This is a genomic window from Pseudomonas reactans (assembly GCF_013387025.1).
GTDB lineage: Bacteria > Pseudomonadota > Gammaproteobacteria > Pseudomonadales > Pseudomonadaceae > Aquipseudomonas > Aquipseudomonas reactans.
Map to the genome: position 1 here is coordinate 507,617 of NZ_JACAQP010000006.1, position 12,695 is coordinate 520,311.

The 12,695-nt window shown below is 62.4% G+C and carries 12 protein-coding genes and 1 pseudogene; 1 reads left to right on the top strand and 12 read right to left on the bottom strand.

All coding sequences use genetic code 11. The features are described from left to right. Positions 1-4: 4 nt before the first annotated feature. From HX793_RS08670 to HX793_RS08715, 10 genes are all read right to left on the bottom strand, one after another. Positions 5-1,015, bottom strand: coding sequence for a FecCD family ABC transporter permease (locus tag HX793_RS08670; RefSeq protein WP_177094705.1), 1,011 nt, complete (start codon positions 1,013-1,015; stop codon positions 5-7). Next, a complete protein-coding gene (locus HX793_RS08675) occupies positions 1,012-1,959 on the bottom strand; it encodes an ABC transporter substrate-binding protein (RefSeq protein ID WP_177094708.1) in 948 nt (315 codons plus the stop codon). Before HX793_RS08675 ends, HX793_RS08670 begins: the two co-directional genes overlap by 4 nt. Further along, the gene (locus HX793_RS08680; protein WP_177051475.1) at positions 1,956-2,744 is read right to left on the bottom strand and encodes an ABC transporter ATP-binding protein; all 789 of its coding nucleotides are present in this window, start codon (positions 2,742-2,744) and stop codon (positions 1,956-1,958) included. Before HX793_RS08680 ends, HX793_RS08675 begins: the two co-directional genes overlap by 4 nt. Then, positions 2,744-4,852, bottom strand: coding sequence for a TonB-dependent receptor (locus HX793_RS08685; RefSeq protein ID WP_177051473.1), 2,109 nt, complete (start codon positions 4,850-4,852; stop codon positions 2,744-2,746). Before HX793_RS08685 ends, HX793_RS08680 begins: the two co-directional genes overlap by 1 nt. A gap of 150 nt (positions 4,853-5,002) precedes the next feature. Beyond that, positions 5,003-6,385: a PepSY-associated TM helix domain-containing protein gene (locus HX793_RS08690; protein WP_177094710.1), complete on the bottom strand. Its 1,383-nt coding sequence runs from the start codon at positions 6,383-6,385 to the stop codon at positions 5,003-5,005. A 115-nt stretch (positions 6,386-6,500) separates the two neighbouring features. Then, positions 6,501-8,561, bottom strand: coding sequence for a TonB-dependent copper receptor (locus HX793_RS08695; RefSeq protein ID WP_177094712.1), 2,061 nt, complete (start codon positions 8,559-8,561; stop codon positions 6,501-6,503). A gap of 93 nt (positions 8,562-8,654) precedes the next feature. Beyond that, complete coding sequence (locus HX793_RS08700) at positions 8,655-9,044, bottom strand: DUF2946 domain-containing protein (RefSeq protein ID WP_177051467.1); 390 nt, start codon at positions 9,042-9,044, stop codon at positions 8,655-8,657. Between the two features lie 11 nt (positions 9,045-9,055). Continuing rightward, entirely contained in the window at positions 9,056-9,538 is a 483-nt protein-coding gene (locus HX793_RS08705; protein WP_177051465.1) for a copper chaperone PCu(A)C, read from the bottom strand. A 47-nt stretch (positions 9,539-9,585) separates the two neighbouring features. Then, the gene (locus tag HX793_RS08710; protein WP_095014519.1) at positions 9,586-9,981 is read right to left on the bottom strand and encodes a DUF2946 domain-containing protein; all 396 of its coding nucleotides are present in this window, start codon (positions 9,979-9,981) and stop codon (positions 9,586-9,588) included. Between the two features lie 96 nt (positions 9,982-10,077). After that, positions 10,078-10,365, bottom strand: coding sequence for an addiction module antidote protein (locus HX793_RS08715; protein WP_177094714.1), 288 nt, complete (start codon positions 10,363-10,365; stop codon positions 10,078-10,080). Between the two features lie 182 nt (positions 10,366-10,547). Between HX793_RS08715 and HX793_RS31210 the strand changes: the two are divergent. Next, a pseudogene (locus HX793_RS31210) lies at positions 10,548-10,649 on the top strand (DUF6124 family protein); the annotation flags it as partial. A gap of 118 nt (positions 10,650-10,767) precedes the next feature. On the opposite strand, the gene HX793_RS08720 reads toward HX793_RS31210, so the two are convergent. Further along, entirely contained in the window at positions 10,768-11,487 is a 720-nt protein-coding gene (locus tag HX793_RS08720) for a cobalt-precorrin-6A reductase (protein WP_177051463.1), read from the bottom strand. Further along, complete coding sequence (cbiE, locus tag HX793_RS08725) at positions 11,484-12,689, bottom strand: precorrin-6y C5,15-methyltransferase (decarboxylating) subunit CbiE (protein WP_178905469.1); 1,206 nt, start codon at positions 12,687-12,689, stop codon at positions 11,484-11,486. The genes HX793_RS08720 and cbiE overlap by 4 nt, the downstream gene beginning before the upstream one ends. Positions 12,690-12,695: the final 6 nt, after the last annotated feature.

The window sequence follows — 12,695 nt, forward strand, 5'->3', positions numbered from 1 at the left end:
ACTGTCAACGTTTGCGCATCAGCCCAATGAAAAACAGTCCACCAATCGCCGCCGTGGCCACACCAATCGGCAAATCCTCAGGGGCGATCAGTGTGCGTGCCGCGACGTCAACCCACACCAGGAACAGGCTGCCGAGCAGCGCACACACCGGCAACAGCCGACGATGCTCGGCACCCACCAGGCGTCGGGCAATGTGCGGCACCATCAGCCCGACAAAACCGATGGAACCGCTGATGGACACCAGCACGCCGGTCATCAGGGAGGCCACCAGGAACACCTTCAGGCGCACATTGCGAGCATTCAGCCCCAAGGTCACGGCGGTCTGCTCGCCCGCCATCAGTGCGTTCAACGGCCGCGCCATGCCCACCAGCACCAGCAGGCCCAGCAGCACGGTGGCGGCGGGAATCGCCAGCAGTTCCCAGCGCGCCAGGCCCAGGCCGCCGAGCATCCAGAACATCACCGCCGACGCCGCGCGGTGGTCGCCCATGAACAGCAGCAGGTTGGCGGCCGCCATCATCACAAACGACACCGCCACGCCGCACAGCAGCAGGCGATCACTCTCCAGCCGGCCATTGCGACTGGCCACTGCCAGTACCACCAGCATGCTCAGCAGTGCGCCGATAAACGCCGCGATGGGCAAGGTCAGCAGACCGATGATTTCACCCATATGCAACACCACGATCACCGCGCCCAGGGTGGCGCCTGAGGTGACGCCCAGCAGGTGCGGGTCGGCCAACGGGTTGCGCGTGACGGCTTGCAACACCGCGCCGATCAATGCCAACCCAGCCCCCACCAACGCGCCGAGCAACATACGCGGCACGCGGATCAGCCAGACGATATGTTCCTGCCCCGCCGGCCAATTCACCTCACCGATGCCGAAGGCCTTGTACGCCACAATCCGCCACACCACCTCCACCGGCACCCGCGCCGGGCCGAAGCCCAACGACATGACACATGAGACGAGTAGCACCGCAACCAGGGCGATGAGCAGCAACGCGTAGCGACGGCTAATCATTCGCCGTGGAACCCCTTGGCGAGTGTCTCGACGGCCAGCACGTTATCAATGCCCGGCGTGGCTTGTACGTAAGGGATTACGATGAACCGCTGGTTTTTGATCGCGTCCACCGCTTGCAGCGCCGGGTTGTTCATCAGGAATGCCTGCTTCTGCTCGGCAGTGATTTCGCTGTAGTCAACGATCACGATCACCTGCGGGTTGCGCTCCACCACGGTCTCCCAGTTGACGCGGGTCCAACTGGCGTCCACGTCATCGAGAATATTGCGCCCGCCGGCCGCATCGATCAGCGCTTGGGGCATGCCGAGGCGGCCGGAGGTCATGGCGCGGTCTTCACCGCTGTCGTAGAGGAACACGCGCGGTTTATCGGCGGGCAGGTCTTTCTGCACTTCGTCGACCTGCGCCTGCATTTGCGCGATCAAGGTATTGGCGCGGTCCTGTACGTCGAAAATCTTGCCCAGGTTGCGCAGGTCGTTATAGGTGTCTTCGAGGGTCGCGGCCGGGCGCTTCATCACAAAGGCGCAGGATTCGGTCAGCTCATACACGTTGATGCCCAAGGGTTGCAGGGTGCTCGGCGTAAGGTCGCCGCCCACGCGCATGCCGTAGTCCCAGCCGGCGAAGAAGAAGTCCACGTTGGCGTTGAGCAGGGTTTCCACCGACGGGTACTTGCTCGCCAACTCTGGCAGGCCGTCGAGGATCTCGGCCATTTCCGGGGTGACCGACTTCCAGCCAGTGACGCCGCTGTATCCGGCCATGCGCGGCTTGAGGCCCAGGGCGAGCATCATCTGGGTCATGTTGATGTCGTGGCTGACCGCGTGTTTCGGCGCTTCCTGGAAGGTCACATCGCGGTTGCAGCTTTTAATCGTGACCGGGTAATGCGTCGCTTCGGCAAATGCCTGGGACACACTGAACAGCAACGTGAGGGACAGCAAGGCGCGCAGGATCATGGTGGGGTTATCCAGGTGATTCGGGGGTAGCCGGACAATGGGTGGGTGTCGATCAGTGCCTCGACGCCAAAAACATCGCGCAGCAACTTGGCGGTCAGCACTTCATGGGGCGTGCCGCTGGCGACGATGCGCCCGTGGTTGATCACATACAGGCGATCGCAGAAGGCGGCGGCAAGGTTGAGGTCATGGATGCTCGCCAGGGTGCCGATGTCCAGGCGCTTGACCAGCCGCAGCAGTTCCAGCTGATAGCGTGGGTCGAGGTGGTTGGTGGGCTCGTCGAGGATCAGCAATTGTGGCTGCTGGGCCAGGGCGCGAGCCAGGATCACACGCTGTTTTTCGCCGCCCGAGAGTGTGGCGAAGGCGTGGTCTTCGAAGCCCTGCATGCCCACCGATTCCAGGGCCTGCTGGACCAACTGCCGGTCGTGCAGCGTGTCGCCATCGAACAAGCCCTTGTGGGGCGTGCGGCCCATGGCGACCACTTCATCCACGCGCAGGCCGAAGGCGTCGGGGAATTCCTGCAGCACGACGGCGACACGTTGCGCGCACCACTTTGCGCTTTGCTTCCATACGTTCTGGTGGTCAAGTAACACGTTGCCCTGCGCCGGCCTGCTGAATCGATAGGCGCAGCGCAACAGGCTGGTCTTGCCGCTGCCATTGGGCCCGATCAGCCCGACGAACTCCCCCGCACCGACTTGCAGGCTGGCGTCACGCAGGTGGAACTGGTGATGGCAGTGGCCGTGGTCCGACGGCGTCCAGGCCAGGTCGGTGAGGGTGAGTGAACTCATCAGAAGCTGTAGTCCGCCGTGACGAAGAATGAGCGCGGCTCTCCCAAAATCCACTGTTGCCCGTCGTTGTACTGGCTGACGGCATAGGTGCGGTCGAACAGGTTGTTCAGTTGCAGGCCCAGGGTGGTGTTGCGCATGGCTTTCCACGACACACTGGCGTCGACCACGGTGTAGCTCGGCAGCTCGTTCTGGTTGGCCATGTCGGCATAACGTGCATCCACATAACGCACGCCGGCCCCGGCACGGATGTCGTCGGTCACGGCCTTGGTCAGCCACAGGTTGGCGGTGCGGCGTGGCACGTCCACCGGGCGGTTGCCGTTGCGGGAGATCTGTACGCCGTTGACGTCCTGGCTGAAGTCGTCGTACTGCGCATGCACGATGGCGGCGTTGGCTTGCAGTGCCCAGGCGTGAGGCAATTGCAGGTCGAGGCTGGCTTCCAGGCCTCGGGAGGATTGCTGGCCGACTTGTTGCTGATGGTCCGGGTCACCGGGGATGTCAGTGAGCAGTTTCTTTTTGACGATGTGATAAGCCGCCAAGGTCCATTCGCCGCGTTGGTCCCAGAAGGCTTGCTTGATGCCGATCTCGGTCTGCTTGGCGGTGGACAGGTCGAATTGCTGCTGGCTCGGGCTCAGGGAGATCAGGCCGCCGACGCCGTCGGTGCTGGTGGCGTATTGGCCGTAGACCGAGGTGTCCGGCGTGATCGCGTAGACCAGGCCGGCTTTCCAGTTATTGCCGGTGAGGGTCTTGTCGGTCTGGCTGCCATCGCGCAGGCCCTCGCGTTCGACGTGGGCGTAGTCGCGACGAATACCAGTGATCAACGACAGTTGGTCGGTGAGTTTCAGGCGGTTTTCTGCGAAGCCGGCGACGGTTTTGGTGGTGGTAGAGAACAGCGGCGCAAACGCGTTCTGGCTACTGAACGGCGCCGGCGCTGGGTGATTGATATCGATCGGCTGGCCGCTTGGCAGTACATCGTGGAACGGTGAATTGCTGGCCAGGCGGAAACGAATCCGGTTGTACTCCACGCCAGTCACCGTCTGGCTGTCGAGGCCAAACAGCGTGTGCTTGAAGGTGAAAGTCTGGCGGTCGCCGACTTGTTCCTGATTGTGTTTGATGCCGAAGTTACCGCTGCGGGTGAGCTGTCCGTTGGTGAAGTTGTAGTTCTCGGCGTTCTGCCAGCGGCGCTGGTTTTTCAGGTAGTACAGCTCGTTGGTGGCGCTGACGCTGTCGTTGATCTGCCACTCGCTGGTCAGGCGTGTCCATTGGTCGTTGTAGTGCTGGGTGTCGTTGCTGACGTTGTAGTTCTTGTCGCGCAGGCCCTGGTGCAACTGGCCGTTGATCAACGGCGTGCCGAAGTAGTTCTGCGGACGCTGGTCGCCGTAGTCGCTGGCCAGGGTGAAGCTCAGGTTATCCGCTGCCTGCCAGCGCAGGGCGCCGCTGACGAAGTCGCTGCTGGATTCGCCACGGTCGATGAAACCGTTGTTGCGCAGGCGGTTGAGGTTCAGGCGATAGCTCAGGGTGTCGGTCAGCGAACCGCCGCTGTCCAAGGCTTGCTGCTGGCGATCATAGGAACCGTAGCCCAGGCGGATGTGGTTTTCGATCTCGCCTGCAAACGGCTTTTTCGGCACGGTGTTGATCACTGCACCGGTGGCACCTTCGCCATACAGCACTGAGGCGGGGCCGCGCAGCACGTCCACACGCTCCACCGACCAGGTGTCCACCGGGAAGGTCGAGGTGCCCATGCCCATGTACATGCGGTTGCCGTCGTACAGCTGCATCACCGAACCCTGCCCGGTGAAACCACGGGCCGACAACGAGGTACCGCCATCGCCTGGCGTGCCGGTGCGGCTGATGCCGGTGGCGCGGGAGATGGCGTCCTGCACGCTGGCGTCGCCGCGTTCGCGGATCTGCGCGCCGGTCTGGCTTTCAACGCTGCCAGGCGTTTGCAGGGACGTAAGGTTCAAGCGCGAGCCGGCGGTGGTCGGGGTCTTGAGGTCGACGCGTTCGTCATCCACAGCGGGCGCGGTGACGGGGCTGGCGGGCAGGGTCAGGGCTTGGGCACTGTTATGCAGGGCGAGCAGGCACAGCCCGGACGCAAGGTACTTGTTCATCGGTCGATCAGTCTTCTAGGAGGAGTACTCGCCGCAGGGCGCGGCGAGCAACGATAACGCAGAAAGTGTTATAAGTTAACACTTGTTCGTTGCGCGGAAAAAGCCCGCGCAAGGCTACAGAAGGCTTCTGTGTCGGGCATCTCGCCTGCTTCATGCTGAACCTGAGGCAGATTCACGTTGCGCAAAAAAACGTGAAAGCACCAGGCGGTCCAATGCCCACACCAGGATCAACGAGGCACCCACCAGCGGAAAAATGATCGCCAGGGCGAGCATGATCACCATCGCGGTTTTCCATTTCGGCAGGTCATGGCGCAGCGGCGGAACGCCCAGGCCGCCTTGAGGGCGACGCTTCCACCAGATCACCACGCCGCTGACCGCGCTGAGCAAAATCATCAGGCAGATCAGCAGCACGATCAGCTGATTGAGCCAACCGAACATCTTGCCTTCGTGCAGCATCACGCCTGTCTCGGTGGCTCGCGCGACCAGGTTGTAATGCGCCCAACGCACATCGGCCAGCACCTTGCCGGTGTACTGGTCCACGTGCAGGGTGGCGTCATTGCGCGGGTCGTTGGCGAACACCGCGACGGTGAATACACCTTCGGCGGTGGTGGGGAAGGTGATGCTGTAGCCGGGCTCGACGTGGCGTGCGTTGGCCAGGTCGACCACTTGTTGCAAGCGCAAGGTGGGCGCCGCCGGGCCTGAATGCATAGCGCCATGGTTCATGTGTTCGGCATGGTCGCCGGACACCGGCATCGGCGTGTTTTCCATGGCCCAGGGCACGGTCTGTTGGCTGGCGGTATTGAGCACGCGCGCCTGCTTGTCCGACTGCGGCACGTTGTTCCACATTGCCGCCGGAAAGGTGTTCCACAGGTCGGCGTATTGCTTGCCCCAGAAGCCGGTCCAGGTCATGCCGCTGAGCAGCATCACCAGCAACAAGGACGCGCCCCAGAAACCGGTGACCGCATGCAGATCGCGCCAAAGCACCCGGCCACGACTGTTGAAACGCGGCCACAGCACCCCTGCCGAGGACTTGCCTCGCGGCCACCACAGATAAAGGCCCGACACCACCAGCATCACGCCCCAACCGGCGGCGAGTTCCACCAGGCGGTCGCCGACGGTACCGATCATCAGCTCGCCGTGCAGGGCGCGGGCGATGGCTTGCAGATTGTATTTCGAGTCCTGCTCGCCGAGGACCATGCCGCGATAGGGGTCGACGAACACGGTTACTTCGCGGCCTCTGTCGTGCATCACGAATTGCGCGCTGCTGGTGCTGTCGGCAGGGGGCAGGTATTTGCTGATCGCGGCGTTGGGGTAGGCGGTTTTGGCGCGTTGCAGTTGCTCGTCGGCGCTCAGGGCGTGCTCGGCGGTTTGGATCTTGAGCAGGTTGCCGTACATCAGTGGGTCGAGTTGGGGTTTGAACAGGTAGATGATGCCGGTCAGCGCCAGCAGCACCATGAAAGGGGCGACGAAGAGGCCGGCGTAGAAGTGCCAGCGCCAGGCCAGGTTGTAGAAGGAGATTTTTGGGGTGCTCATCAGGGGCTCCGCAAGGCTTAAAAATTGTTGTCTGTTATGCCGCCTTCGCGAGCAAGCCAGCTCCCACATTTGAAATGCATTCCAAACTGTGGGAGCTGGCTTGCCTGCGAAGCTTTTAGAAGCTCATATCGACTTTGGTCCAGAGCGTGCGCCCCGGCTCCTTGATGGCCTGCGGGTCACTGGCCGGGTAGCCGAACCCGGCGTTGCCGGCCAGGTTCAGGTGTTCGGCGTAGGCCTTGCCGAACAGGTTGTCGACGCCGGTACTGACCTTGAAGTGCTTGTTGATGCGATACGCCGCGTTCAGCGAGAACACGCCAAAACCGCCGCTCTTGTCGAAGTCCTTGCCGACCACGTTGCCCTTGTTCTGGTCGATGCGGTTTTGTGCGGCGACCACACGCCACAGCGCGCCTGCGCTCCAGTCATCCTCGCTGTAGGTCAGGCCCAGGCGTGCGTCCAGCGGGGGCATTTGTGGCAGGGCTTTGCCGTCGCTGCTGTTTTTGCCCCAGGCGTAGGCGAGGGTGGCGTCGGCTTTCCAGTTGCTCGTCAGTTTGTACGCTGCGCCCAGTTCGCCGCCCATGATCCGTGCATCGACGTTACGGGCCTGGGAGGTGGTGCCCATCATGCCGGGCCGGTAGTCGAACAGGATGAAGTCCTGCACCCGACCGATGTAACCCGAAGCCCAGGCTTCAAGGTCTTCAGCTTTGTATTGCGCGCCGAAATCGAGTTGGGTGGTCTTCTCTGGCTTCACGCCGTCGAAGGCATTTACTGAACCGCTCGCGCCGGTGTTGGGCGAAAACAGCTCCCAGTAGTCGGGGAAGCGCTCCGAGTGGCCCAGCCCTGCATAGAGGGTGGTGGGGCTGTCGGCCAGGTCGTGTTCATAGCGTACGAAGCCCGAGGGCAAGGTGTCCGCGCGGGTGTTGTCAGCCGTCGGATTGGGGCGCGTCATCATGCCGGAACCGGTGCTCTGCCGGAAATCCTTGGCCGAGGCGCGGTCCAGGCGCGCGCCAGTGATCAGGCGTTCGCGGTCGGCGGCGTACCAGGTCAGTTCGCCAAACACACCATAGTTGTGGAAGTTGGCGTCCTTGACCCGTGGCAGGTCCTTGTAGGTGTCGATGCCCATGCTGCTGCGCTGGCGGTGTTCGTTGGTCTGCGCATCCAGGCCGCTGATCAACTGCACATCGGCCCAGCGCCAGGTGGCCTTGATGCGCGCGCCGAGGGTGCGCCGGTCGACGTTGGATGCCATCGGCCCGGCCATCATGCCGGTGCCCGAGGGCGTGCGCAGGCTGTAGTTGTCCATCACATGGTCGGCGTAGTTGTAGTAGACCTGGGCTTCGATCTTGTCGAGGACTTCGCCAATGTTGGATTTTTCGAAACGCAGCCCCAGGCTTTCCCGCAGGAATTGCGAGCCATCCATGCCGCGCCCGGCGTAACGCGCTTCGCCATCGCCACGGCCGGCAGTGAGTTCCAGCAGGGTGTCTGCGTCGGGGGTGAAGCCGACAGCGACGTCGCCGTTCCATTTATCGTAGCGCGAGGCGACGGTGTCGTTGTTGCCGTCCTTGTAGTCGTCAGCGTGGGCTTGGTTGCCGATCACGCGCACATAGCCCAGCGGGCCACCGGCGGCGGCATCGATGACCTTGTCAAAGCGTCCGTTGGAACCGGCCAGCACACTGGCGTTGAGGCGCGTGCCCAGCTCGCCGAATTGCTCAGGCTCACGCTCGAACAGCACGGTGCCAGCCGACGCTCCAGGGCCCCAGAGTACGGTTTGCGGGCCTTTGATCACGGTGAGCTTGTCGTAGGTTTCCGGCGAAATGTACGAGGTGGGCGCATCCATGCGGCCCGGGCAGGCGCCGAGCATCATGCTGCCGTTGGTGAGGATGTTCAGGCGCGAGCCGAACATGCCGCGCAGCACCGGGTCGCCATTGGTGCCGCCGTTGCGCACCAGGGCGAAGCCGGGGATGGTCTTGAGGTAGTCGCCGCCATCGCTGGCGGGCACCGGTTGGCGCGGGTCTTTCGGGTTGGTGATCACGGTCAGCGGTGAGCTGGGGGCGATCGCCGTAATGACGGTGGGGCTCAATTCATTTTCGTCGGCGTGAGCCATTGGAGCCAGCAGTGCGCCGCACAGAACGGCGAACACGGGAGTACATCCCAAACGGGTGTCAGCAGAAAACCTGGACATGAAAAATTCCATCAATCAATCGTAAACAACACGGCCAGCAGCCTGCGGCTGTCTGTCTAAAGTCGGCCGGGGTGAAGTAACGCTGTGAAGTGCTTACGAAGCGATGGGCGGCGCGCGGCTGCGGGCGCCGGGGAAGATGCTTTGCCGGGCATGGCCCAGGCGCGTGGCGGGGGTGAGGGCGTTGGCGAGCGGCGGACTGCTCAGGGTGAAGGTTGAAACACCGCCGGGCAGCGCGGGGCAGCTGTAGAGCAGGTCGCAATAACCGCACTTGGACCAGAGGGCGTGGTGTTCGTCAGGGGCTTTTGGGTGATGGGACTCGCCGTGGTCCATCGGCATGTCCATCGACATACCGGCGTGATGATCCATCGGCATCGCTTGGGAAATCAGCGGACCGATAAAGATCATCAGCATGGCGAACAGGCTGATCCAACCGCCGCGCCTTACGCGGGCGTGTGGGGAGAGCCTGGCGCGAGGGGCGCCCATCGAACGTCAGCCTATTGCGGGTGCTTGTGCTCGTGGCCGGCCATTGGCGGTACTTTCTGTACCGACACTTGCACCGCGACCTTGCCGGCTTTTTCGAAGGTCAGGGTCAGCGGGAATTGCTTGCCGTCGGCCAACAGGCTGCGGTCTTTGAGGCCGAGCAGCATCACGTGGTAGGCCATGGGCGCGAAGGTCAGGTCACCCTTGGCCGGTACGGCGACGCTGGGCACTTGCTGCATCTTCATCAGGTCGCCCTGCATGACGTGTTCATGCAGCTCGGCTTTTTCCGCCACTGGCGTTTCAACGCTGAGCAGGCGGTCCGGGGATTCGCCGGTGTTATGAATCACAAAATAGGCGGCAACAGTCGGCGCATTCGGCGGCAACTCCTGGGACCAGGGTTCGCTGACCACCAGGTCACCGGACTTGTAGTCCTCGGCATTGGCAGCACTGAGCACCGGCAGCAGCAACGCAGCCAGAAGCAGGGAAGATTTGAGCATGGCAGTTCTCCAGAACGGTTCTAAACGCAGTTCACTTGCGAAGAAAATCAGACCGTTGGAGAGGCGCGAGGGTTAAGGCTTGGCCATTGCTGGCGCGGGGTCGGGCTTTGCAGCCGGGGCGACGGCAAGCTCTGGGAGGTACTGAATTGGGTGAGGTACAACTGCGGCACATGCCCCGGCAACGCCACCAACGGCGCCGAGCCCGAGCAACACCAGCAATGCTGCATGGTAGAGTGATCGTCCTGCTGCGGCGCCGGAATCTCCAGCTTGCCCAGGGCGATGGTCTTGAGCGTAGCGCCATTGGAGGAACAGAAACTGCCCCACAGCAACTGCTGCACCGGGTCCTGGGACTGTTGCATCGCGCTGGCCATCGGCATGGCAAAGGCGTTGAACAGCACTGCAAGGCAGGCGATCCAGGCGATTGCGAAGCGTTGACGGGCCATGGCGGATAATCCGTAGGGTTAAACGATCAGGGGGTATTTAGCCTGATCGTAGGGGATAAGTAAAAACAGGGCATGTGGTTTGGTGTCGCAGTGCTATCAGATCGCTGTGGCGTGAAGCTTCAGGCCTAAAGCTTTCATGACTTTCATGATAGTCGCGAATTCGGGATTGCCAGTGGCGGAGAGGGCCTTGTATAGGCTTTCGCGGCCGAGGCCGGCGTTGTGGGCGATTTGGGTCATGCCTTGGGCGTGGGCGATGTTGTTCAGGGCTGAACGAATCAGCAAGCCGTCGCCGGAGTCCTCTTCGAAAGAGGCTTCAAGGTACTCGGCCATGTCCTCGGGAGTCTTGAGGTGCTCAGCTATATCGAAGTCTTTAAATTGAGTCATGAGTCACTCCTTATTCCAAATTCATCGGCTATTTCTTTAGCGCGCTGGATGTCGCGAATTCGCGAGGAGAGAGGTTAGGGCGGGGGCTTTTAGCTGAACCAGCCAGCTGGTTCGGAAGTGTTTGTAGGGGGATTCGGCTTTTATGAGAAGGCCAAATGATTGGTCATTTAGCGGGTTATTTGAAACGAGAGGAATTGCTCGGCGTTGCGCAATTGATTGAGCTGGCGCGGTTGCTGGCTGATCGTGTGCACGAGGGGTTTGGACCGACGATGACGGCAGCCTGACAATACAGTCCAAGTGTGGGAGCGGGCTTGCTCGCGAATACGGAGTGTCAGCCAATAGATTTGGTGACTGACACACAGCGTTCGCGAGCAAGCCCGCTCCCACAGGGATTTGTGGTGGTTAGAGAGTGTTGATTGCCTGTAGTAGAGAAGGCATGGTGGTAAATTCTCGATCTACCTGAGTCAGAACGGGCCGCTTCAACACCAACACCGGCACCCCAAGCTCCCTTGCCACCTCCAGCTTCGGCTCCGTTGCCGTGCTACCGCTGTTCTTGCTGATCAGCACATCAATCCCGCGCCGCTTGAACAACACCCGCTCATCCTCGATCAAAAACGGGCCGCGCGCGCCGATCACTTCACAGCGCTCATTCCCCGGATACACATCCAGCGCCCTCAGCGTCCAGAAGTGCTCCGGTGGGATTTCATCCAGGTGCTGCAATGGCTCGCGGCCCAAGGTGAATAGCGGGCGTTTGAACGGCTTCAACGCTTCAATCAACGACGCCCAATCACTGACCTCACGCCAGTCATCCCCCGCCTGCGGCTGCCACGCCGGTCGGCGCAATGCCCAGCAGGGCACGCCGCAAGCGCTTGCGGCCTCGGCCGCATTGCGGCTGATCTGCGCCGCGTACGGATGGGTCGCGTCGAGAATCAGGCCAACCCCCTCATCCCGAACAAACTGCGCCAAGCCCTCAGCGCCACCATAACCACCGACCCGCACTTGGCAGGTCAGATCGGTCGGCACGCGCCCAACACCCGCCAGGCTGTAGATATGTTCCGGGCCCAAGGTGCGGGCAATCGCCAACGCCTCAGTCACGCCGCCCAACAACAGGATGCGTTTCATAGCGGCTTGACCACTTCCAGCAACGTGATCGGCAGCGCTTGGCGCCAGGTATCGAATTCCCCCAGCGGCTGCGCCTGGGCAACATGGATGCGCGTCAGTTCGCCGCCATGCCGCGCACGCCAGTCCATCAAGGTCATTTCGCTTTGCAGGGTCACAGCATTGGCGACCAGCCGCCCGCCCGGCCGCAGGTGTTGCCAGCAGGTATCGAGCACGCCGTCGCGGGTGACGCCGCCGCCGATGAAGATGGCGTCCGGTGCTTCCAGGCCGCTTAAAGCCTCGGGCGCTTTGCCGCGAACCAGTTGCAGGCCCGGCACGCCCAGGGCGTCGCGGTTGTGTTCGATCAGGCCTTGGCGACCTTCATCCGCTTCAATCGCCACTGCACGGCAACTCGGATGAGTGCGCATCCATTCAATACCGATGGAGCCGCTGCCTGCGCCTACGTCCCACAGCAGTTCGCCGGGCATCGGCGCGAGGCGGGCCAGGGTCATGGCGCGTACATCGCGTTTGGTCAGTTGGCCGTCGTGTTTGAAGGCTGAATCCGGCAGGCCTGCCAGGCGCGACAGACGGAGTGTTTCGTCAGAGGCTACGCAATCAATGGCAACCAGATTCAAATCGGCGACTGCCGCGTGTTGCCAATCCGTAGCCAGCCCGTCGATGCGTCGCTCATGCGCGCCGCCCAAATGTTCAAACACGCTCAAGCGGCTCGGCCCAAACCCGGACGCGGCCAACAAAGCGGCAATCAAAGCCGGACTGCCCCCGTCATTGCTCAACACCAACAACCGCACGCCACTGGCCAGATGCGCATTCAGCGCCGCCAGCGGCCGGGCGACCACGGATAAGGTCACCACTTCCTGCAACGGCCAGCCCAACCGCGCCGCTGCCAACGACACCGACGAAGGCGCCGGCAAAATCAGCAACTCTTCAGCCGCCACCTGTCGCGCGAGGCTCCCGCCCACGCCATAGAACATCGGGTCCCCACTGGCCAGCACACACACCGACTCGCCGCGCCGAGCCAGCACCGGTTCCAGGGAAAACGGGCTCGGCCACAGCTCACGCTCGCCGCGAATACACACCGGCAACAGGTCCAACTGGCGCTGAGCACCTATAATCCGCGTGGCGCGCAACAAGGCATGCCGGGCATTCCTGCCCAGCCCCTTGAAGCCGTCTTCACCGATGCCTACAACCGTCAGCCAGGGCGACATAAAGAT

What these genes read in the sequence shown, in the direction of transcription:
- HX793_RS08675 (WP_177094708.1), bottom strand. Translation starts at nt 1,959, where the DNA reads ATGATCCTGCGCGCCTTGCTGTCCCTCACGTTGCTGTTCAGTGTGTCC.
- HX793_RS08680 (WP_177051475.1), bottom strand. Translation starts at nt 2,744, where the DNA reads ATGAGTTCACTCACCCTCACCGACCTGGCCTGGACGCCGTCGGACCAC.
- HX793_RS08695 (WP_177094712.1), bottom strand. Translation starts at nt 8,561, where the DNA reads ATGTCCAGGTTTTCTGCTGACACCCGTTTGGGATGTACTCCCGTGTTC.
- HX793_RS08670 (WP_177094705.1), bottom strand. Translation starts at nt 1,015, where the DNA reads ATGATTAGCCGTCGCTACGCGTTGCTGCTCATCGCCCTGGTTGCGGTG.
- HX793_RS08710 (WP_095014519.1), bottom strand. Translation starts at nt 9,981, where the DNA reads ATGGCCCGTCAACGCTTCGCAATCGCCTGGATCGCCTGCCTTGCAGTG.
- HX793_RS08715 (WP_177094714.1), bottom strand. Translation starts at nt 10,365, where the DNA reads ATGACTCAATTTAAAGACTTCGATATAGCTGAGCACCTCAAGACTCCC.
- HX793_RS08700 (WP_177051467.1), bottom strand. Translation starts at nt 9,044, where the DNA reads ATGGGCGCCCCTCGCGCCAGGCTCTCCCCACACGCCCGCGTAAGGCGC.
- HX793_RS08685 (WP_177051473.1), bottom strand. Translation starts at nt 4,852, where the DNA reads ATGAACAAGTACCTTGCGTCCGGGCTGTGCCTGCTCGCCCTGCATAAC.
- cbiE (WP_178905469.1), bottom strand. Translation starts at nt 12,689, where the DNA reads ATGTCGCCCTGGCTGACGGTTGTAGGCATCGGTGAAGACGGCTTCAAG.
- HX793_RS08720 (WP_177051463.1), bottom strand. Translation starts at nt 11,487, where the DNA reads ATGAAACGCATCCTGTTGTTGGGCGGCGTGACTGAGGCGTTGGCGATT.
- HX793_RS08690 (WP_177094710.1), bottom strand. Translation starts at nt 6,385, where the DNA reads ATGAGCACCCCAAAAATCTCCTTCTACAACCTGGCCTGGCGCTGGCAC.
- HX793_RS08705 (WP_177051465.1), bottom strand. Translation starts at nt 9,538, where the DNA reads ATGCTCAAATCTTCCCTGCTTCTGGCTGCGTTGCTGCTGCCGGTGCTC.